At 68.2% G+C, this 21,008-nt stretch carries 17 protein-coding genes, 1 rRNA gene and 1 other RNA gene; 2 read left to right on the top strand and 17 right to left on the bottom strand.

Going from position 1 to position 21,008, the window contains the following annotated elements; genetic code table 11:
• The 13 genes from A6B37_RS16175 to rnpB all read right to left on the bottom strand — a co-directional run bounded on the left by A6B37_RS16175 (position 1) and on the right by rnpB (position 15,296).
• On the bottom strand, positions 1-825 hold the full coding sequence (locus A6B37_RS16175) for a cell division protein FtsQ/DivIB (protein WP_102775404.1): 825 nt from the start codon (positions 823-825) through the stop codon (positions 1-3).
• Between the two features lie 12 nt (positions 826-837).
• Positions 838-1,788, bottom strand: a complete 951-nt coding sequence (locus tag A6B37_RS16170) for a D-alanine--D-alanine ligase (RefSeq protein WP_111826361.1) — start codon at positions 1,786-1,788, stop codon at positions 838-840.
• Complete coding sequence (gene murC, locus A6B37_RS16165; RefSeq protein WP_102775402.1) at positions 1,785-3,191, bottom strand: UDP-N-acetylmuramate--L-alanine ligase; 1,407 nt, start codon at positions 3,189-3,191, stop codon at positions 1,785-1,787. The genes A6B37_RS16170 and murC overlap by 4 nt, the downstream gene beginning before the upstream one ends.
• Positions 3,188-4,264 (bottom strand): undecaprenyldiphospho-muramoylpentapeptide beta-N-acetylglucosaminyltransferase, encoded by a 1,077-nt coding sequence (murG, locus tag A6B37_RS16160; protein ID WP_111826360.1) that lies wholly within the window; start codon positions 4,262-4,264, stop codon positions 3,188-3,190. Before murG ends, murC begins: the two co-directional genes overlap by 4 nt.
• Positions 4,261-5,454 carry a putative lipid II flippase FtsW gene (gene ftsW / locus A6B37_RS16155; protein ID WP_111826359.1) on the bottom strand — a complete coding sequence of 398 codons (1,194 nt, stop codon included), beginning with the start codon at positions 5,452-5,454 and terminating at the stop codon, positions 4,261-4,263. Before ftsW ends, murG begins: the two co-directional genes overlap by 4 nt.
• Complete coding sequence (gene murD / locus A6B37_RS16150; RefSeq protein WP_111826358.1) at positions 5,451-6,983, bottom strand: UDP-N-acetylmuramoyl-L-alanine--D-glutamate ligase; 1,533 nt, start codon at positions 6,981-6,983, stop codon at positions 5,451-5,453. The genes ftsW and murD overlap by 4 nt, the downstream gene beginning before the upstream one ends.
• Positions 6,980-8,149 (bottom strand): phospho-N-acetylmuramoyl-pentapeptide-transferase, encoded by a 1,170-nt coding sequence (mraY, locus tag A6B37_RS16145; RefSeq protein WP_102775398.1) that lies wholly within the window; start codon positions 8,147-8,149, stop codon positions 6,980-6,982. The genes murD and mraY overlap by 4 nt, the downstream gene beginning before the upstream one ends.
• Positions 8,139-11,000 carry a bifunctional UDP-N-acetylmuramoyl-L-alanyl-D-glutamate--2,6-diaminopimelate ligase MurE/UDP-N-acetylmuramoyl-tripeptide--D-alanyl-D-alanine ligase MurF gene (murF, locus tag A6B37_RS16140; RefSeq protein WP_111826357.1) on the bottom strand — a complete coding sequence of 954 codons (2,862 nt, stop codon included), beginning with the start codon at positions 10,998-11,000 and terminating at the stop codon, positions 8,139-8,141. Before murF ends, mraY begins: the two co-directional genes overlap by 11 nt.
• Positions 10,997-12,727 carry a penicillin-binding protein 2 gene (locus A6B37_RS16135; RefSeq protein WP_102775396.1) on the bottom strand — a complete coding sequence of 577 codons (1,731 nt, stop codon included), beginning with the start codon at positions 12,725-12,727 and terminating at the stop codon, positions 10,997-10,999. The genes murF and A6B37_RS16135 overlap by 4 nt, the downstream gene beginning before the upstream one ends.
• Entirely contained in the window at positions 12,724-13,014 is a 291-nt protein-coding gene (ftsL, locus tag A6B37_RS16130) for a cell division protein FtsL (RefSeq protein ID WP_111826356.1), read from the bottom strand. The genes A6B37_RS16135 and ftsL overlap by 4 nt, the downstream gene beginning before the upstream one ends.
• On the bottom strand, positions 13,014-14,111 hold the full coding sequence (gene rsmH, locus A6B37_RS16125; protein WP_102775394.1) for a 16S rRNA (cytosine(1402)-N(4))-methyltransferase RsmH: 1,098 nt from the start codon (positions 14,109-14,111) through the stop codon (positions 13,014-13,016). The genes ftsL and rsmH overlap by 1 nt, the downstream gene beginning before the upstream one ends.
• A 7-nt stretch (positions 14,112-14,118) precedes the next feature.
• A complete protein-coding gene (gene mraZ, locus A6B37_RS16120; protein ID WP_043542651.1) occupies positions 14,119-14,547 on the bottom strand; it encodes a division/cell wall cluster transcriptional repressor MraZ in 429 nt (142 codons plus the stop codon).
• 343 nt (positions 14,548-14,890) lie between these two features.
• Positions 14,891-15,296, bottom strand: an RNA gene (gene rnpB, locus A6B37_RS16115) — RNase P RNA component class A.
• Positions 15,297-15,419: 123 nt separating this feature from the next.
• Here rnpB and A6B37_RS16110 point away from each other — a divergent pair.
• Positions 15,420-17,246, top strand: a complete 1,827-nt coding sequence (locus tag A6B37_RS16110) for an ATP-binding cassette domain-containing protein (RefSeq protein ID WP_111826355.1) — start codon at positions 15,420-15,422, stop codon at positions 17,244-17,246.
• 66 nt (positions 17,247-17,312) lie between these two features.
• Here the strand turns inward: A6B37_RS16110 and pyrC are convergent, their stop codons facing one another.
• Positions 17,313-18,377 (bottom strand): dihydroorotase, encoded by a 1,065-nt coding sequence (pyrC, locus tag A6B37_RS16105; protein ID WP_102775392.1) that lies wholly within the window; start codon positions 18,375-18,377, stop codon positions 17,313-17,315.
• 10 nt (positions 18,378-18,387) lie between these two features.
• The gene (locus A6B37_RS16100) at positions 18,388-19,581 is read right to left on the bottom strand and encodes a M20 aminoacylase family protein (RefSeq protein WP_111826354.1); all 1,194 of its coding nucleotides are present in this window, start codon (positions 19,579-19,581) and stop codon (positions 18,388-18,390) included.
• A 147-nt stretch (positions 19,582-19,728) separates the two neighbouring features.
• On the opposite strand from A6B37_RS16100, the gene A6B37_RS16095 reads away from it, so the two are divergent.
• Positions 19,729-20,007 (top strand): SWIB/MDM2 domain-containing protein, encoded by a 279-nt coding sequence (locus A6B37_RS16095; RefSeq protein ID WP_006217453.1) that lies wholly within the window; start codon positions 19,729-19,731, stop codon positions 20,005-20,007.
• 242 nt (positions 20,008-20,249) lie between these two features.
• On the opposite strand, the gene A6B37_RS16090 is transcribed toward A6B37_RS16095, so the two are convergent.
• Entirely contained in the window at positions 20,250-20,615 is a 366-nt protein-coding gene (locus A6B37_RS16090) for a hypothetical protein (protein ID WP_168202223.1), read from the bottom strand.
• Positions 20,616-20,785: 170 nt separating this feature from the next.
• Positions 20,786-20,898, bottom strand: a 5S ribosomal RNA gene (gene rrf / locus A6B37_RS16085).
• Positions 20,899-21,008: the final 110 nt, after the last annotated feature.

Below are 21,008 nucleotides of genomic sequence, written 5' to 3'. Positions count from 1 at the left end.
TTAGCGTTTCTTCGGAGGTTTCGGTGTGGATTTGGTTTTGGTTTCCGACGCAGGCAACGGAGCCAGCGCCAGTGCGAAACCATTGGGATAGCGCAAGTCGGCCTGCGTCACGGTGCGCCCTTCCAGGCGCCCCGCCACGTCGGGCCAGGCTTGCACGAAGCGTTGAATTCGGGCGGCGAAGGGCAAGGCGCCGGGCAGGCCGTGCGGGTCCGGCGCGTCGGCGCCCGGATCGCGGCCCAGGTCCAGCAGCATGCCGTTGGACAGCACCACGCGCCAGGCGTAGCGCGGGCTCAGCTCCAGCTGCTTGACGTGCATGTCCAGCGGGGCGAACCAGCGCGCCAGCTCGGCGTAGCGCTGCACCACCAGCGACTCGGTGCCCTCGGGCCCGACGAACTGCGGCAGCACGACGTCGTCGTCCACCTCGCCCGTGTTGGCCGTGAAGGCCTCGCCCCAGGTGTTGATCATCTGGTTCTCGTTCCACAGCGCCAGCGGCTGCTGCTCCTCGATCCGCACGCGCAGCACGTTGGGCCAGATGCGGCGCACGGTGGCATGCCGCACCCAGGGCACCGATTCGAAGATCTCGCGCGCGTCGTCCAGGTCCACCGTGAAGAAGTTGCCCTTGAAGCGGCCGGCGATCGCGGCTCGCACCGCCCCCGGCGACACGTAGTGCAGCTCGGTGTCCGGCATCGATTCCAGCTCGATGGCCGACAGCGTGAAGTACGGGCGCTGCGCTACCCACACCACGCCCGCAACGAGCATGGCGCAGACCGCCAGCACGGCTAGCGTGTTGGCGATCAGGTTGGTAGTTCGGGCGTCGTTCCACACAGAATGTCCAGGTCAAGCGTTGCGAGCGGGGCTGCGCACTTTGCACGCGGCCTCGGCCAGGATCGCCACGCACAGTTCGGCATAGCTGATGCCCACGGCCTTGGCGGCCATGGGGACGAGTGAATGGCTGGTCATGCCGGGCGAGGTGTTCATTTCGAGCAGCCACGGCCGGTTGTAGCGGTCGAGGATGAAGTCCGCGCGGCCCCAGCCTTCGCAGCCCAGCGCCCGGTAGGCCTTGACGGCGATGGCCGCGACTTCCTCGGCGACCTCGGCGGGCAGGGTCGCGGGGCAGAAGTACTGCGTGTCGTCCGAGAAGTACTTGTGCTCGTAGTCGTAGTTGCCGCCGGGCGCGGCGATCTCGATCACCGGCAGCGCGCGCGCCGTCTTGCCCGAACCCAGCACCGCCACGGTCAGCTCGCGGCCGGCGATGAACTGCTCGGCCAGCACCTCGCTGTCGAAGCGCGCGGCCGCGGCATAGGCTTCCTTCATGTCGGAATAGCCCACCACCTTGGTGATGCCGACCGTCGAACCTTCGTGCGGCGGCTTGATGATGAGCGGCAGGTTCAGGCGGTCGGGCACCAGGCGCAGCTCGGTATCGGCGTCCAGCACTTCGAATTCGGGGGTGGGCAGGCCTTGCTGCAGCCACACGCGCTTGGTCATGGTCTTGTCCATGGCCAGCGCGGAAGCCAGCGGACCGCTGCCGGTGTAGGGAATGCCCAGCAGTTCCAAAGCGCCCTGGATGGAGCCGTCCTCGCCGTAGCGGCCGTGCAGCGCGATGAAGACGCGTTCGAACCCTTCGGCCGCCAGTTCGGCCAGGCTGCGTTCGCCGGTGTCGAAAAGGTGCGCGTCCACGCCGGCGCTCAGCAGCGCCTGGTGCACGCCGGCGCCCGACATCAGGGACACCTCGCGCTCGGCGGAGCGTCCGCCGTACAACACGCCCACTTTGCCGAATTGCTTGTTCATGCCAGCTCTCCTACCTGGGCGGGGACCTTGCTGATCGAACCCGCTCCCATGACGATCACCACGTCGCCGTCGCGCACGAAGTCCAGCACCGCCTGCGGCAGTTCGGCCACGTCCTCGACGAACAGGGGCTCGACCTTGCCGGCCACGCGCAGCGCGCGCGACAGGGCGCGGCCGTCGGCGGCCACCAGCGGCGGCTCGCCCGCGGCGTAGACCTCGGTCAGCAGCACGGCGTCGGCCGAGCCGAGCACGCGCACGAAATCCTCGAAGCAGTCGCGCGTGCGGGTGTAGCGGTGCGGCTGGAACGCCAGCACGATGCGGCGGTCCGGCCACGCGCCGCGCGCCGCGGCCAGCGTGGCGGCCATTTCCACCGGATGGTGGCCGTAGTCGTCGATCAGCGTGAAGCTGCCGCCGCCGTGGGCGGCGGGCACCGCGAATTCGCCGCTCTGCGTGAAACGGCGGCCGACGCCCTTGAACGAGGCCAGCGCCTCGCGGATGGCTTCGTCGGAGACGCCCAGCTCGGTCGCCACGGCGATCGCCGCCAGCGCGTTGCGCACGTTGTGCAGGCCCGGCAGGTTCAGCTCCACTTCCAGCGGGGGCAGCAGCGTGTCGAGGTGGGTGCGCTGCACGTTGAAGCGCATGCGCGTGCCTTCGGCCTGCACCTCGTAGGCGCGCACCATCGCTTCCTCGGCCAGGCCGTAGGTGGTGATGGGACGCGACACGAACGGCATGATCTCGCGCACGTTGGCGTCGTCCAGGCACAGCACCGCGCTGCCATAGAACGGCAGGCGCTGCGTGAATTCGATGAAGGCGCTTTTGAGGCGCGCCACGTCGTGGCCGTAGGTATCCATGTGATCGGCATCGATATTGGTCACGATGGCCATCACGGGCAGCAGGTTCAGGAACGAGGCGTCGGATTCGTCGGCCTCGACCACGATGTAGTCGCCCTGCCCCAGCCGCGCATTGGCGCCGGCGGAATTCAGCCGGCCGCCGATCACGAAGGTGGGGTCCAGGTCGCCGGCGGCCAGGATGCTGGCCACCAGGCTGGTGGTGGTGGTCTTGCCGTGGGTGCCGGCCACCGCGATGCCGCGCTTCAGGCGCATCAGCTCGGCCAGCATGATGGCGCGCGGCACCACCGGGATGCGCGCGGCGCGCGCCGCGATCACTTCGGGGTTGTCGCCGGCCACCGCGGTCGAGGTCACGATGGCGCCGGCGCCGGTGACGTTGCTGGCCACGTGGCCGATGGCGATCTTCACACCCAGCTCGGCCAGGCGGCGGGTCACGGCCGACTCGTGCAGGTCGGAGCCGCTGATGGTGTAGCCCAGGTTGAGCAGCACTTCGGCAATGCCGCTCATGCCCGAGCCGCCGATGCCTACGAAATGGATATGTTGGATTCTGTGCTTCATGATGCGCGCCCCGCTGCTTGTTCACATGCGTCGGCGATATGCGCCGCCGCCTCGGGGCGCGCATGCGCGCGGGCCCGTTCTGCGACGGCTTGGAGTTCTTGTCGGTTGCGCTGGCCCAGCCACTGCGCCAGCCACTCGGGCGTCAAGGCGGTCTGCGGCTGCAGCCAGGCGGCCTGCGCGTCGCTCAGGAAGCGCGCGTTGGCGGTCTGGTGGTCGTCGATGGCATGCGGGAACGGCACGAACAGCGCCGCCACGCCCGCCGCCGCCACTTCGGACACCGTCATGGCGCCGGCGCGGCAGATCAGCAGGTCGGCCTGGCCCAGCGCGCCCGCCATGTCGTCGATGAAAGCGCGGCAGTCGGCCGCCACGCCCGCCTGGGCGTAGGCCTGCTGCAGCGCGGGCAGATGCTGTTCGCCGGCCTGGTGGACGACCTCCGGCCGCCGGTCCGGCGGCAGCAGCGCCAAGGCCTGCGGCAGCGTGGTGTTCAGCGCCTGGGCGCCCAGGCTGCCGCCCACCACCAGCAGGCGCAGCGCGCCGCTGCGGCCGGCGTAGCGCGCGGCCGGATCGGGCAGCGCGCACAGGTCGGCGCGCACCGGGTTGCCCAGGGCCTCGCCCTTGGACAGCACGCCGGGGAAGCCGCTGAGCACGCGGCGCGCCATGCGGGCCAGCCACTTGTTGGCGGTGCCGGCCACGGCGTTCTGCTCGTGCACCACCAGCGGCGTGCCGCGCAGCGCCGCGATCACGCCGCCGGGAAAGGCCACGTAGCCGCCCATGCCCAGCACCACGTCGGGGCGCACCTCGGACAGGCGCGACCAGGCCTGCGCGAACGCGCGCACCAGCAGGAACGGCAGCTTCAGCAGCGCCGCCGCCCCCTTGCCGCGCACGCCGGCAAAGCGCAGCGGCACCAGCTCGATGCCGCGCGGCGGCACCAGCCGGCCTTCCATCTTGTCGGGATTGCCCAGCCACAGCACGCGCCAGCCGCGCGCGCGCAGCACGTCGGCCACGGCCAGGCCGGGCATGATGTGCCCGCCGGTGCCGCCGGCCATGATGAGGATGGTGCGCGCGGCCGTCATACCCGTCCTCCGCGCATCATGATGCGGTTTTCCACGTCGACCCGTATCAGCATGGCCAGCGCGCACAGGTTCATCACCACGCCGGAACCGCCGTAGCTCATCAGCGGCAGGGTCAGGCCCTTGGTGGGCAGCAGGCCCAGGCACACGCCCATGTTGATGAAGGCCTGCACGCCGATCCACATCGCCACGCCGTGCGCCACCAGGCCCGCGAAAGTGCGTTCCATGGCGATGGCCTGACGGCCGATGTCGAAGCCGCGGTACACGATGATGGCGAACAGGATGATCACCAGCATCACGCCGGCAAAGCCCAGCTCCTCGCCCACCACGGCCATCAGGAAGTCGGTGTGCGCCTCGGGCAGGTAGTGCAGTTTTTCGACGCTGGCGCCCAGGCCCACGCCCAGCCATTCGCCGCGGCCCAGCGCGATCAGCGAATGCGACAGCTGGTAGGCGCTGCCGTAGGCGTTGTCTTCGTTCCAGGGGTCCAGGTAGGCGAACAGGCGCGCGCGGCGCCACGGCGACAGCCAGATGAGCATCAGGAAGGTGCCGACCAGCACCGCCAGCAGGCTGCTGAAGTACTTGCCGTTGATGCCGCCCAGGAACAGGATGCCGATGGCGATGGCCACGATCACCATGAAGGCGCCCAGGTCGGGCTCCAGCAGCAGCAGCATGCCCACGCCGCCCAGCGCGACCGCCATGGGCATGAAGCCGCGCGCGAACGCCTGCATGTGTTCCTGCTTGCGCACCGTATAGTCGGCGGCGTAGAGCAGCGCGGCCAGCTTCATCAGTTCGGAAGGCTGGAAGTTCAGCGGACCCAGCGGAATCCAGCGGTGCGCGCCGTTGACTTCGCGGCCGATGCCGGGAATCAGCACGGCGACCAGCAGCACGATCGCCACCCCGAACAGCGGCACCGCCAGGCGCTGCCAGACGCGGATGGGGATGGCCAGGACCACGGCCCCGCCGATCAGGCCGGCGGTGACGAACAGGCCGTGGCGGATCACGAAATAGTAGCGGCCATAGGAGGCGTAGCGCGGGCCGTCGGCCAGCGCGATCGACGCCGAATACACCATCAGCAGGCCGAGCAGCAGCAGCGTCGAGGCCGCGATGACCAGCGGCAGATCGAAGTTGCGCATCTTGGTACGGCCGGGCCGTACGGCGTTGACGCTGGCGGTGAGATCGGCGATCAGGCTCATGCGATCTCTCCACGGTCGCGGGCCAGGTCCTCGACCTCTTCCACGAACACCTGCCCGCGATGCGGGTAGTTGCGGAACATGTCCAGGCTGGCGCAGGCCGGCGACAGCAGCACGGCGTCGCCGGGCTGCGCCAGTTCGGCGGCGCCGCGCACGGCGTCGCGCAGGGTCTCGACGGTCACGCAGTTCACGCCGGTGGCGGCCAGCACCCGGGCGATCTCGGGCGCGTCCACGCCGATCAGCATCACGGCGCGCGCGTGGCGCGAGACCACCGGAATCAGCGGCGAAAAGTCCTGGCCCTTGCCCTGCCCGCCGGCGATCAGCACCACCTGCTGGCCCAGGCCTTCCAGCGCGGCCACGGTGGCGCCCACGTTGGTGCCCTTGCTGTCGTTGATGTAGTCCACGCCGCCGATGGTGCGCACGAACGCGGCGCGATGCGGCTCGCCCGCGTAGTCGCGCAGCGCGCGCAGCATCGGGCCCCAGCCCAGGTCCAGGCAGCGCGCGAGCTGCAGGGCGGCCAGCGCGTTCAAGGCGTTATGGATGCCGCGGATGCGCAGGGCGTCGACCGGCATCAGCCGGCTCATGCGGCCCTTGGCGCGCACCGGCTCGGGCGCGTCCTTCTTGCGGCGCGAGGGCGGCGCGGGTTCGTCGAAATCGTTGGGCTCGCAGGCGGTCAGCCAGGCCACGCCCTGGCCCAGCTCCAGGCCCATGTCGCCGACCAGCTCCGGCACGTCGCGGCCGAAGGTGCGCACGTTCATGGCGTCGAGCGCCGGCACCATGTCGATGGTGTACGGATCTTCGCGGTTGACGATGGCCACCCGGGCCATCTTCAGCAGGCGTGCCTTGGCGGCCGCGTAGGCCTGCATATCGCCATGCCAGTCCAGGTGGTCCTGCGTGACGTTCAGCACCACGGCCGCGTCGGCCTTGAGCGAGCGCGTGGTTTCCATCTGGAAGCTCGACAGCTCCAGCACCCAGACCTGCGGCAGCGCATCGGCGTCCAGCGCCGTCATCAGCGCGGCCAGCGCCGCCGGGCTGATGTTGCCCGCGGCCACGACCGACAGGCCGCCGGCCTCGATCAGCTGGCGCGTCAGCGCGGTGACGGTGGTCTTGCCGTTGGTGCCGGTCACGGCCAGCAGGCGCGGACGGTATTCGCGCTTCTCGGCCAGTTCGGCCAGCGCGCGTGCGAACAGTTCGATCTCGCCGACGATCTCGATGCCGCGGGCCTCGGCCTCGCGCAGCAGGTCGGCGGCCGGGGCCTGCGTCGGCGCCAGGCCGGGACTGAGCACCACCTGGTCCACGCCGTCGAGCAGCGCGGTGTCGAAAGACCCGTCGCAGCCCAGGCGGTATTCCACTTCGGCCTGCGCCAGCGCGGCGCGCAGCGAGGCCAGTCCGCCCGGTTCGGCGCGCGTGTCGGCCACGCGCAGGCGGGCGCCCTGGCGGGCGCACCAGCTTGCGGCGGCCGCGCCCGTCTCGCCCAATCCGAGGATCAGGACGAGCGGCGCGCCGTCACGGGAGGTTTCCATCGTATTCATCGCAACTTCAAGGTAGAGAGGCCAATCAGCACCAGCATCATGCTGATGATCCAGAAACGCACGACCACCTGGGTTTCTTTCCAGCCGCCCACTTCGAAGTGATGATGCAGCGGAGCCATGCGGAATATGCGTCGACCTGTTCCATAACGTCGCTTCGTGTACTTGAACCAGGTCACCTGCAGCATCACCGAAAGCGTCTCGACCACGAACACGCCGCCCATGATGAACAGCACGATTTCCTGGCGCACGATCACGGCGATGGTGCCCAGCGCGCCGCCCAGCGCGAGCGCGCCGACGTCGCCCATGAAGACCTGCGCCGGATACGCGTTGAACCACAAAAACGCCAGGCCGGCGCCGCCGATCGCGGCGCACAGCACCATCAGCTCGGCCGCCCCGGGGATGTAGGGAAACAGCAGGTACTTGGAATAGTCGACCCGTCCGACCACGTAGGCGAAGATGCCCAGCGCGCTGCCCACCATGACGGTGGGCATGATGGCCAGGCCGTCCAGGCCGTCGGTCAGGTTCACGGCGTTGCTGGTGCCGACGATGACCGCCCAGGTCAGCGCCACGAAGCCCAGCACGCCCAGCGGATAGCTCACGGTCTTGAAGAACGGCACGATCAGGTCGGCGCGCGTGGGCAGCGACATCGTGAAGCCGCTGCCGACCCAGGCCTTGAACAGCGGCCACAGTTCGGTATTGGCCGGCGCCGACACCGCGAACGCCAGATACACGGCGGCCACCATGCCGATGGTGGCCTGCCAGAAGAACTTCTGCCGCGCCGGCATGCCTTCCGGATCGCGATAGACCACCTTGCGGTAATCGTCCATCCAGCCGATCCAGCCGAAACCAAAGGTCACCAACAACACCACCCACACGAAGCGGTTGGTCCAGTCCGCCCACAGCAAGGTGCTGATGGCGATGGAAATCAGGATCAGCACGCCGCCCATGGTGGGGGTGCCGGTCTTGACCAGGTGCGACTCCGGGCCATAGGAGCGCACGGCCTGGCCGATCTTCATTTCGGTCAGCTTGCGGATCACGCGCGGGCCGGCCACCAGGCCGATCAGCAGCGCCGTCGCGCAGGCCAGCACCGCGCGCATGGTGATGTATTCGAACACCCCCAGCGCGCGCACGTCATCCGAAAGCAAGCGGGCGATTTCAAGCAGCATCGTGCTCTCCCTGCCCCTTGGCCGTCATCCCTTCATTCGTCGAAAAAGCCGTCACTACCCGCTCCATGCGCATAAAGCGCGATCCCTTTACCAATACGCAGGACGGGCGCAAGCCGCGCAACGCGGCAACGACTTCGTCTACCGATGCGCAGGCGTGCGCGCCCACACCGAATGCGGCCGCTGCCGCCCGGCTGGCTTCGCCTAGCGTGATGAGCGCGTCGAGCCCATGCTCGCGCGCGTAATTGCCCACCTCTTCATGCATGGCGGGGCCGTTGTCCCCGACTTCGCCCATGTCGCCCAGGACCAGGACGCGCGTGCCGTCGACGCGCGCCAGCACTTCGATGGCCACGCGAACCGAGTCGGGGTTCGCATTGTAGGTGTCGTCGATGAGCAACGTTCCGTCACTCAATTTTTTGCGCTGCATGCGGCCGGCCACCGGGCTGAAACCCGCCAGCGCGCGCACCGCGGCGTCCAGCGGCGCCCCCGCCGCGATGGCGCTGGCGATGGCCGCCAGCGCATTGCGCAGGTTGTGCAGGCCTGGCACCGGCAACGCCAGGTCGGCCGTGCCGATCGGCGTCACCACGCGGCAGCGCGTGGCGTCGACGTCGGCCAGGATCTGCTCGGCGTACACGTCCAGGCCGGGCTGCAGGCCGAAGCGCAGCACGCGGCGCGGCTCGGCCAGCGCATCCCAGACCGTCGAATACGGCTCGTCGCCCGGATAGACGGCCACGCCGTCGTCGGGCAGCGCGGCGATGGCCGCGCCGTTCTCGTGCGCCACCGCTTCCACGCTGTGCATGAATTCCTGGTGCTCGCGCTGGGCGTTGGTCACCAGCGCCACCGTGGGCGCGGCCAGCGCCGCCAGCTGGGCGATTTCGCCGGGGTGGTTCATGCCCAGCTCGAACACCGCGGCGCGATGCCCGGGACGCAGGCGCAGCAGCGTCAACGGCACGCCGATGTCGTTGTTCAGGTTGCCGGCGGTGGCCAGGCGGCCTTCCGCGCCGCGCCACTCGGCCAGCATGGCCGAAATCATTTCCTTGGTGGTGGTCTTGCCGTTGCTGCCCGTCACGGCGATGACCGGCAGCGAGAATTGGGCGCGCCAGGCCGCGCCGATGCGCATCAGCGCCACGCGGGTATCGCCCAGCACCAGCTGCGGCAGGCGCGCGCCGGCGACCGGATGCGCCACCACGGCCGCGCAGGCGCCGCGCGCCTCGGCCTGGTCCAGGTAATCGTGCGCGTCGAAATTCTCGCCCACCAGCGCCACGAACAGCTCGCCGGCGTCGATGCGCCGCGTGTCGGTGGACACGCCCTTGACCTGCGGCAGCAGCATCGCCAGGCGCGCCCATTCGCGGTCGTCGAACGGCAGCTTCTCGCCGCCGATGTCCTGGTAGGTCTCGTGGCCCTTGCCGGCCAGCAGCACCACGTCCTCGGGCGCCGAGGCCCAGATGGTCTGCATGATGGCGCGCGCGCGATCGACCTGCACCACGGCATGCGCGGACTCGGGAATGCCGGCCAGGATCTGCCGGACGATGTCTTCGGGCGATTCGCGGCGCGGATTGTCGCTGGACACCACCACGTGGTCGGCCAGCTCGGCCGCGATCCGGCCCATCTCGGGACGCTTGCCCGGATCGCGCTCGCCGCCGCAGCCGAACAGGCAGACCAGGCGGCCCGAGCGCGCGGCGGCGACGGCGCGCAGCGCGGACAGCGCCCGCGACAGCGCGTCGGGCGTATGGGCGTAATCCACCACCACCAGCGGGCCGCGGCCGGTGCCGGCCTGGGCGCCGTTCGAGCCCAGCGGTTCCACGGTCTGCAGGCGGCCGTCCACCGGATCGGTGGCGGCCAGCTCGCGGGCGATCTGCGCGAACGGCAGGCCCAGCTGATACAGCACGCCCGCCACCAGCAGCAGGTTGGAAACGTTGTGCGCGCCCAGCAGGCGCGTGACGATCTGGGCCTCGCCATGCGGCGACACCAGCGTGAAGATCTGGCCCTGGGCGGTCGCCTGCAGGTCGCGCGCGCGCATCCGGGCGGGAACCTCCGGCGCATCGCTCAGGCTGTAGCCCATCGCCAGTTCCGCGGGCAGGCTGGCGATCAGGCGCCGGCCGGCCTCGTCGTCCGCGTTGATCACGGCGGCGGTCAGGCCAGGCCACGTGAACAGGCGCGCCTTGGCCGCTTCGTAGCGCTCCATGGTGCCGTGGTAATCGAGATGGTCGCGCGTCAGGTTGGTGTACGCCGCCAACGCCACGCGCACGCCGTCCATGCGGCCCTGCTCGATGCCGATGGACGAGGCCTCCATGGCCACCGCCTTGGCTCCGGCGTCGCGCATGGCGGCCAGGGTGCGGTGCACGGTCAGCACGTCGGGGGTGGTCAGCTCGCCGCCCAGCGTCTGCCCGTCGGGCAGCACCGCGCCCAGCGTGCCGATGGTGCCGCAGGGCTTGTCGTTGCGGCTGAGCGCATGGGCGATCCATTGCACCGAAGACGTCTTGCCGTTGGTGCCCGTCACGGCCACCACCGCGAGCGCGGCCGACGGCCGGCCGTACCAGGTGTCGCCCAGATCGCCCAGCAGGGCGCGCAGGCCGGTCACCGGCAGCATCTGCGCCTGCCCGGCCGCGGCCTCGACGGCCGCGCTGGCGGGCGCTTCGAACAGGACCGCGCTGGCGCCCAGCGCCAATGCCTTATCTATATAGAGGCGTCCATCGCTGGACAGGCCCGGGCAGGCGACGAACACGTCGCCCGGCTCGATATCGCGGGAGTCCAGCTTGAGGTGCGCGGTCAGCGAGACGCGCGCATGCAACCACGCCACGATCTCGGCGACCGTGGCGGCGGGGGAAGTAGAGAGGAAGCCTTTGGCGCTCATCTGCCTGGCTCCTTGAGACCAGCAACAATTGTGGATTCGAAGGGCGCGTCCGGACGCACCCCCATCAGCCGCAGGCCGCCTCCCACGATCTGGGAGAACACCGGCGCGGCGATCGCGCCGCCGTAATAGCCGCCGACGGTCGGTTCGTCGATGGACACGGCCACGACGATCTTGGGATCGGACACCGGCGCGAAGCCCACGTACGAACTGCGGTAGCGCTGCTTGCTGTACTTGCCGTCGACGATCTTGCGCGCGGTGCCGCTCTTGCCGGCCACGCGGTAGCCCTGCACCTGCGCGGCCTTGGTGCCTTCGGGACCGGCGGCGGCCTCGAGCATGCCGCGCACCAGCGCGGTGGTCTTGGGCGTATAGATCTTGACGCTGGTGGGATCGCTGTCGCGCTTGACCAGCGTGAGCGAGACCATGTCGCCGTTGCGCGCGAAGACGGTATAGGCGCGCGCCACCTGCAGCAGCGACACCGACAGGCCGTAGCCGTAGGCCATGGTGGCCTTTTCGATCAGGCGCCAGCGGTCCCAGGGACGCAGGCGGCCGGGCGCGGCGCCGGGGAATCCCACCTGGGGGGCCTGGCCCAGGCCCAGTTCGGTGAAGCGGTCCCACATCTCGCGGGATTCCAGCTTCTCGGAGATCATGGTCATGCCGATATTGCTGGACTTGCGCAGCACGCCGGCCACGTCCAGCGTGCCGTTGCGGCTCACGTCGCTGATCGTGCTGCCCTGGTACTGGAAGCGGCCATTACCGGTCTCGAACAGGGTCTTGGTGCTGATGCGGCCCAGGTCCAGCGCCAGCGCGGCGGTGAACGGCTTCATGATGGAGCCGGGCTCGAAGGTATCGGTGATCGCCTGGTTGCGCAGGTTGGCGCCGTGGAAGGTTTCGCGCTTGTTGGGATCGAAGGTCGGCACGTTGGCCAGCGCCAGGATCTCGCCGGTATGCACGTCCACGACCACGGCGGTCGCGCCCTTGGCCTGGTGCTTGTCCATGGCGTCTTTCAGGGCCTTGAACACCAGGTACTGCAGGCGGGTGTCGATGGACAGGCGCAGGTCGCGGCCGTCGACCGGCAGGGTCACGGCCTGCACGTCCTCGATGACGCGGCCCAGCCGGTCCTTGATCACGCGGCGGCTGCCCGGACGGCCGGAGAGCTGCTGGTTGAACGTGAGTTCGACGCCTTCCTGGCCCTGGTCCTCGACGCTGTTGAAGCCCACCACGTGGGCCATCACGTCGCCGTCCGGATAGTAGCGGCGGGTTTCGGGCTGCTGGTGTATGCCGGGCAGGCCCAATTGCTTGATCTGGTCGGCCACGTCCATGGCGACCTGGCGCTTCAGGTAGACGAAGTTCTTGTCCTCGTCGACCAGGCGGCGGCGCAGGTCGGCCACCGGCATCTCCAGCAGCTTGGCCAGCGAGTCGAGCTGCGCCGCCGTGGCCTGCTTGGCGTCCTCGGGAATCGCCCAGATGGCGCGCGCCGGCACGCTGGAGGCCAGCACCGCGCCGTTGCGGTCCAGGATCTTGCCGCGCGTGGCGGGCAGGGTCAGCGTGCGCTCGTAGCGGCGCTCGCCCTGCTGCTGCAGGAATTCGGTGGACAGCCCCTGCAGGAACAGGGCGCGGCCGGCCAGCACGACGAACCCGCCGAACAGCAGGATCAGCACCAGGCGCGCGCGCCAGGTGGGCAATTGCCCGCGCAGCACGGGGTTGTCGAAGAAGGGCACCCGCTTCATTGGGCACCTCCGGCGGTGGAGACGGGCGCCTGGTTCAGATAGAGCGTGCGGTCCGGAACGATGGAGATCATCTTCAGGCCCTCACGCGCGATGGCGTCCACCCGCGCGTTGCGGGCGAGTTCGGCGCGCGCCAGCTGCAGGCGCCGCCAGTTGGTTTCCAGGTCGCGCGCCTGGGCCTGATCGCGCCCCAGCTCGATGAAGAGCTGGCGCGACTGATACCGGCTGGTGACCAGGGAAATGGCCGACAGCATCAGCAAAGCCGCAACGATCAGGTTGACGCGACCCATCAGCGGCGCCCTCCCTTGCCGCCGCGCCGCGGCGGCGGAGCCAGATCGCTGCCCGGCAGGGAGCCGATCTTGACGAACGCGGCGCCGCCCTCTGCGGGCAGCGGGGTTTCCGTGCGTTCGGCCACGCGCAGGATGGCGGAGCGGGCGCGCGCGTTGCCCGAGACTTCGTCGTCCTCGGCCACCACGCGGCCCAGGGAACGCAGCACCGGCTGGGGCATTTCGCTTTCACGCAGCGGCAGGCGCGCATGCGCGGCAGCCGGACGAGCCGCCGCCGCGATGCACTGCTTGACCATACGGTCTTCGAGCGAATGAAAGCTGATCACCGCCAATCTCCCCCCCGGAGCCAGCAGGTCTAGAGCTGCCGCGAGGGTGCGCGCGAGCTCTTCGAGTTCCCGATTGATGTAAATCCGTAAAGCTTGAAAGGTGCGTGTGGCCGGATGCTGCCCCTTTTCGCGCGTGCGGACGGCGCCGGCGACGCACTCGGCAAGCTCGAGCGTGGTGCGCAGCGGCCTTGTTGCGCGGCGAGCAGCAATCGCCTTTGCAACCTGAAAAGCAAACCGTTCTTCGCCATAATCCGCTATGACCTCCCGCATCTCATCCACACTGGCTTGCGCCAGCCAATCCGCCACCGTGGGACCACGAGTGGTGTCCATCCGCATGTCGAGCGGGCCGTCTCGCATGAACGAGAAACCGCGCTCGGCATCGTCGATCTGAGGCGACGAAACGCCCAGATCCAGCATCACGCCATCGACCTTGCCGATGCCGCGCTGCTGCAATTCTTCGGCCATGGTGGCGAAGCCGCCATGCACCACGGTGACCCTCGGGTCCGCTGCCGCCAATACATTGGCGACGGCGATCGCCTCCGGGTCCTTGTCGAACACCACCAGCCGCGCGTCCGGGCCGAGACGGCCGAGCAGCTCGCGGCTGTGCCCGCCGCGGCCGAAAGTGCCGTCGACGAAGACGCCGCTTTGCGCCCGCGTAGCCGCAGCCGGCCCGCCTTGCTCTTGCGACCGTGCCGCGCCCTTGCCGCCGAAGCCGGCCAGCAGTAACGCGTCCACCGTCGGCTCCAGCAAGACGGGCCGATGTTCGAATTCCATAACTTTTTCAGAACGAAAACTGATTCAACACATCCGGCATACCCTTGGCCAGGTCCTCAGCCTCGCGGCTGGCCAGGGTAGCGGCGTCCCACAGCTCGAAGTGCGCGCCCAATCCGAGCAGCATCACATCGCGCGTCATACCGGAAGCGTTGCGCAGTTCAGGCGCGATCAGGACCCGGCCCGAGCCGTCCAGTTCCACGTCCTGAGCGTTGCCCAGCAACAGCCGCTGCAACGCGCGGGCCGACATGGGAAACGCGGCGATCTGCTCGCGCTTCTTTTCCCACTCGGGCCGCGGGTAGACCAGCAGACAGCCGTCGGGGTGGCGAGTCAGGGTCAGCCGGCCATCGGCCTGCGACATGAGCGCGTCACGATGCCGGGTCGGAATCGAGATCCGTCCCTTGGCATCCAGCGTGAGCGCGCTGCTTCCCTGAAACACCACTTTTACCCCACTTAATTGCACAATTTCCTACTATTTCCCACTCTACGGTATGGGAAAGGGGCGGTCAAGGGAGAGGTTGCAATTTTTTCAATCACAACAAGGACTTAGGCCAATATGTAAATCCGCAAAAACAAAAACCTCCCAATAAATCAGGAGGTTGCGGCACTATCTAAAAGTCCTTCTTCAGAAGTAGCGGCTAACAATGGCTTTGCATTGTTTTACGATCGGTCCTTCGCTCCTATTGGCGAGGCTTCCCACCGCCTGCGGCGTCCGGGGCCGCCCGAAAAATGGCGCAGCCCGGTCCGCCCGGCGCCGGGACGGCCGCGCATTCGAGAATGAGTTGCAAGACGGGTCTATAGGCCGGATTCTGTACACCAGGTTGCCCTGGCGGACGATCATTCCTCTGCGCGGACCATTGCTGGGCCGCTGTAGCCATCTACCCGCATGCTCGGACGGAGCCGCCCTTCGCGGCCCGAAGGCCGCACGCATGCCTATTTGATGTTGCTCCGGATAGAGGTTGCCGCGTTTCACCCTGCGATGCCGCCGCCCGTTGCCGGACGGCGCGATACGGAGATGGCCGTACCTGTGCGCGCGCCGCGCGCCCGCCCCGCAGACTCGTCTCTGTGGCCCTGTTCCTCAACCGCGCCCGAGGACGCGGCCGGACGGCCGTTAGCCGTTATCCTGCCCTGTGGAGTCCGGACCTTCCTCGATGGATTCGCATCCACCGCGATCGCCCGACCCGTCTTGCGGTTCGTATTCTAGTACAGGTGGCGGCTCCGTCCCCCAAGGCCCGCGCCACCGCCGACGCCCGCGCGGGTTCCTGCGACAATACGCCTTGATTCGCACAGACGCAGACGCTGCTCCATTACATGGCACTCGCTACTCTCATCACCCTTACCGACATCCAGCTCGCCTACGGCCACCATCCGCTGCTGGACCACGCCGATTTCGCCATCCAGGCCGGCGAGCGCATCGGCCTGATCGGCCGCAACGGCGCCGGCAAGTCGTCCCTGCTGAGGCTGCTGGACGGCCGCACCCTGCCCGACGACGGCGACATCGCCCGCAGCTCGGGCCTGCGCGTGGCCACCGTCGAGCAGGAGCCCGAGCTCGACGAGAACGCCACGGTCTTCGACGTGGTCTGCAATGTGGAAGGCGACCACGAAGACTGGCAGCGCCCTTCGCGCGTGCGCGCCGTGATCGAAAAGCTCGGCCTGCCCGCCGACGCGCAGATCGCCGGCCTGTCCGGCGGCACGCGCAAGCGCGTCGCGCTGGCCCGCGCGCTGGTCGACGAACCCGATCTGCTGCTGCTCGACGAACCCACCAACCATCTCGACTTCGACGGCATCGCCTGGCTGGAAGACATGCTGCGCGGCTGGAAGGGCGCCGCGGTCATCATCACCCACGACCGCCGCTTCCTGGACGCCATCGCCACCCGCATCGTCGAACTGGACCGCGGCCGGCTGCTGAGCTTTCCCGGCAATTTCTCGCAATGGCAGGAACGCAAGGCCCAGTGGCTGGAGTCCGAACGGCTGGAGCAGGCCCGCTTCGACAAGCTGCTGGCCCAGGAGGAAGTCTGGATACGCAAGGGCGTGGAGGCGCGCCGCACCCGCAACGAAGGCCGCGTGCGCCGCCTGGAGCGCCTGCGCGTCGAACGCGCCGAACGCCGCGAGCGCGTGGGCAACGTGTCACTGGCGCTGGCCGAGGGCCAGCGTTCCGGCAAGCTGGTCGCCGAACTCGAGCACGTCAGCAAGGCCTTCGGCGACAAAGTCGTGGTGGACGATTACTCCACCACCATCCTGCGCGGCGACCGCATCGGCATCATCGGCCCCAACGGCGCCGGCAAGACCACGCTGCTCAAGCTGATCCTGGGCGAAATGCAGCCCGACAGCGGCGCCACCCGCATGGGCACCAACGTCTCGGTCGCCTACTTCGACCAGATGCGCGCGCAGCTGGACGAGAACGCCACGCTGGTCGACATCATCAGCCCGGGCAGCGAATGGGTCGAAATCGGCGGCGCCCGCAAGCACGTCATGAGCTACCTGGGCGATTTCCTGTTCTCGCCGGCACGCGCCGGCTCGCCGGTGCGCAGCCTGTCGGGCGGCGAACGCGCGCGGCTGCTGCTGGCCCGCCTGTTCGCGCGGCCCGCCAACGTGCTGGTGCTGGACGAGCCCACCAACGATCTCGACATCGAAACGCTGGAGCTGCTCGAAGAGCTGCTCCAGGAATACGCAGGCACCGTGCTGCTGGTCAGCCACGACCGCGCCTTCCTGAACAACGTGGTCACCCAGACCATCGCCTACGAAGGCCATGGCCGCTGGCGCGACTACGTCGGCGGCTACGACGAATGGCTCGCGCAGCGGCCCGCGCCGGCCGCGCCCGCCGAGGAGGCCGCGCCCGCCGCCAGGCCGGCCGACGACGGCGCGGCGCGCGCCAAGGCCGCGCGTCCCAAGCCGGCGCGCGCCGCCAAGATGAACTCGTGGGAGCTGCGTGAACTGGAAGGCCTGCCCGACGCCATCGCGGCGCTGGAAGCGCAGCAGGCCGAACTGGCCGGCAAGCTGGCCGACGGCAGCCTGTACCGCGACGCGCCGGCCGAGGTCGAACGCATCAACAGCGAATTGGCCAAGCTGGAAAGCGAGCTCGAAGAACGCTTCGCGCGCTGGGAACTGCTGGAAGCGCGGCGCGAAAGCTCGCTGTGATCCGACGCGCCATATCTATATAGCGCACCTGCGAAGGGCTGCCCGCGAGGCAGCCCTTTTTCCGTCTCAGACGTGGGCGCGCCAGGCCAGCGCCTCGCCCGCGGCCAGCGGCACCAGCGTGGTGTCGCCGAAAGGCAGGTCCTCGGGCACCGTGTAGGCTTCGCGCACCAGCGTCAGCGTGCCGGTGTTGCGCGGCAGGCCGTAGAAGTCCGGGCCGTGGAAGCTGGCGAAGCCTTCCAGCTTGTCCAGCTTGCCGGCCGCGTCGAACGCGGTCGCGTACAGCTCCATCGCGTGCAGCGCCGTGTAGCAGCCAGCGCAGCCGCAGGCATGTTCCTTCAGGCCGCGTGCATGCGGCGCGCTGTCGGTGCCCAGGAAAAAGCGCGGGCTGCCGCTGGTGGCGGCCTCGACCAGCGCCTGGCGATGCGTTTCGCGCTTGAGGATCGGCAGGCAGTACCAGTGCGGACGCACGCCGCCCTGGAAGATCGCGTTGCGGTTGTACAGCATGTGCTGCGGCGTGATGGTCGCGGCGATCGGCCCTTCGGCGTCGCGCACGTAATGCGCGCCCTCTTTGGTAGTGATGTGCTCGAACACGACCTTCAGCGCCGGGAAGGCGCGGCGCAGCGGCAGCATCACGCGCTCGACGAACACCGCTTCGCGGTCGAACACGTCGATCGACGGGTCCGTCACTTCGCCATGCACCAGCAGCGGCATGCCGCATTTTTCCAGCGCCTCGAGCGCCTTGGTGCATTTGCCCAGCAGATCGGTCACGCCCGCGTCCGAGTTGGTCGTGGCGCCGGCGGGGTACAGCTTGACCGCATAGACCTGGCCCGACTCGTGCGCGCGGAAGATCTCCTCGGCCGAGGTGTTGTCGGTCAGGTAGAGCGTCATCAGCGGCGTGAACGCGGCGGGATTGCCGCCCGCCTTGGCCAGCGCCTCCAGGATGCGGCCGCGATAGGCCAGCGCCTGTTCGGTGTTGGTCACCGGCGGACGCAGGTTCGGCATGATGATGGCGCGCGCGAACTGCCGCGCGGTGTCGGCCACCACCGCCTCCAGCGCCGCGCCGTCGCGCAGGTGCAGGTGCCAGTCGTCCGGCCGGGTGATGGTGAGCTGGGTCGTGTTTTGCGTGGACATGGAAAGCTTCTTAGTCTGCCAGCGGCATGCCCCGTTCGGCCAGCGCGCAGAACATCGCGCTGCCCAGGGGAATGACGGCGTCGTTGAAATCGAAATGCGAGTTGTGCAGCACGCAGCCGGAATCGGCTCCGCCCTGCCCCAGCCGGAAATAGGCGCCCGGCTTGCTCTGCAACATGAAAGAGAAATCCTCGGAGCCCATGGACGGCACCAGGTCGCGCACCACGTTCTCCTTGCCTATCATTTCGGTAGCGATGTCGGCCACCAGGTTCGCGTGCTGCGGCGTGTTCAAGGTGGCGGGATAGATCCGTTCGTAGATCACTTCGGCCGTGCCGCCGAACGCGCCGGCGATGGCCGAGACCAGCTCGCGCATGCGCGTCTCCACCATTTCCTGCACCGACTTGCGGAACGTGCGCACGGTGCCCACCATCTTCGCTTCGCGCGGAATCACGCTCATCGCGCCGGGATGGCCGGCCTGCAGCGAGCCGATGGACACCACCGCCGAATCCAGCGGATTCACGTTGCGCGACACGATGGTTTGCAAGGCCGTGATGATCTGTCCCGCGATGGTGACGGGGTCGATGGTCTGATACGGATGCGCGCCGTGGCCGCCGCGTCCGGTTATCTGGATCTCGAAGCGGTCGGCCGCGGCCATCATCGGTCCGGGATTGATGCCCACCGTGCCCGGCTTCAGGCCGGGCCAGTTGTGCAGCGCGTAGATCGCGTCGCACGGAAAGGTATCGAACAGGCCGTCTTCCAGCATGGCGCGCGCGCCGCCGCGCCCTTCTTCCGCAGGCTGGAAAATCAGCACCGCGGTGCCGTCGAAATTGCGCGTCTGCGCCAGATACTTGGCCGCGCCGATCAGGATGGCCGTGTGGCCGTCGTGGCCACAGCCGTGCATCAGGCCGGGCTTGGTCGACTTGTGGGCGAAGTCGTTGTCTTCCGTCATCGGCAGCGCGTCCATGTCGGCGCGCAGCCCTATCATGCGCCCGCTGTCGCAGCGCTTGCCGCGGATCACGCCCACCACGCCGGTCTTGCCGATGCCACGGTGCACCTCGATCCCCAGCGCCTCCAGCGCGCCCGCGACAATCCCGGACGTCCGCACTTCCTCGAAACCCAGCTCGGGATGCGCGTGCAAATCGCGCCGCAGCGCCGTCAATTCGTCATGAAACAGCCGAATCGATTCCAACGGAGAACGTGCGTACATAGGAGGTTACAGAAAGACGATAGAGTAGGAAGAATCTGTGCATTTTAGTTGCTACAGAGGATAAATGCCTTTGTCTTTAGGGTAGAGACACGTTATGCTCCGGCCGCAGGACAATTTTTCCAACAGCCAGAGAAGGAGCGCCGCATTATGGCCACAACCTCCAAACCCGCGACCGCGCGCAAGCCGAACGCTGCATTCATGAAGCCCCTGACCCCCAGCGCCGAATTGGCTGCTGTCATCGGCTCGGAAGCCGTGCCGCGTACCGAGGTCACCAAGAAGATCTGGGAATACATCAAGAAGCACAACCTGCAAGATGCCAGCAACAAGCGCAACATCAACGCCGATGCCAAGCTGCGCCCGATCTTCGGCAAGGATCAGGTCACGATGTTCGAACTGACCAAACTGGTCAACGCACATCTGAAGTAAGCAGGCAAAGGGCGTACCCCGTACGTCCCTGCCTCCAGCTCGCCTCGACGCCCTGGCTCCAGTGCCGGGCGAGCCTCCCGACCCACGCCTGGCGCCTTCCTCCGCCTGCGGCAGCCATGCCGGCAGCGCAGCGACTCCCCTACCTCCGCACTTCCTCTCCAAGCCTTCGCGCCTGAGCGCTGCTTGCGGCCGTCCAATGGAAAAGGCCGGCATATGCCGGCCTTTGCGTGGGTCTGCGCGAATCAGGCGTACGTGGTGGGCGCAGAGCCTTCCAGCAGCGCCAGCCAGCCCTTGATGAGGCGATACAGCACCCACACCACGGTGGCGGCCAGGCCGATCCAGCCGATGAAAATAAGCGTGGCGATCGCGCTGATGGCAAGCCACAGCAAGGCCCACCAGAAGGTGCGCAGCAGCCAGTCGAAGTGGGAGGCGTACACGGTGCCCGCGGCGTCGGAGCGCTTGACGTACATCAGCACGACGGCGGCCAGCGTGGCGATGCCCAGAAATCCACTCGTCAGAAAGCCCAGCGCGTACAGGCCGTAGGCCACGTGGGTCAGCGTGCGCAGATCTAAAGTCGTACCGGGCACGGGGGTCTGGGGATCACTCACGATAACGCTCCAACGAATTGACTCGGTCAATCTTACCGCACAAAGTCGACCCGCCCACGGCCGTTGTTATTTCGGCACATTCAACGCTGGCGCGGCTTGCAGCCTGATCGCAGGTTTGCGCAAGACAAAGAAAAACCCCACAGCGCGAGCTGTGGGGTTTCGGGATTGGCGCCTGACAATGACCTACTTTCACGGACGTCCGTCCACTATCATCGGCGCAAAGGCGTTTCACTGTCCTGTTCGGGATGGGAAGGAGTGGGACCACCTCGCTATGGTTGTCAGGCATAGCTGTTCGAACGCCTGCCCATGCTGGCAAACGCTCCGATTCTGGAGCCGGCCCTGCCAGCGCGCGCCTGGAGACTTGCTCGACAAGCGCCCGCGGAGGGCTCTCAT

Origin of the sequence: Achromobacter sp. HZ01, assembly GCF_003267925.1 — a bacterium.
GTDB lineage: Bacteria > Pseudomonadota > Gammaproteobacteria > Burkholderiales > Burkholderiaceae_B > Achromobacter > Achromobacter pulmonis_A.
The sequence above is the reverse complement of the archived record's forward strand: the minus strand, read 5'-3'. Positions and strand labels throughout refer to the sequence as shown.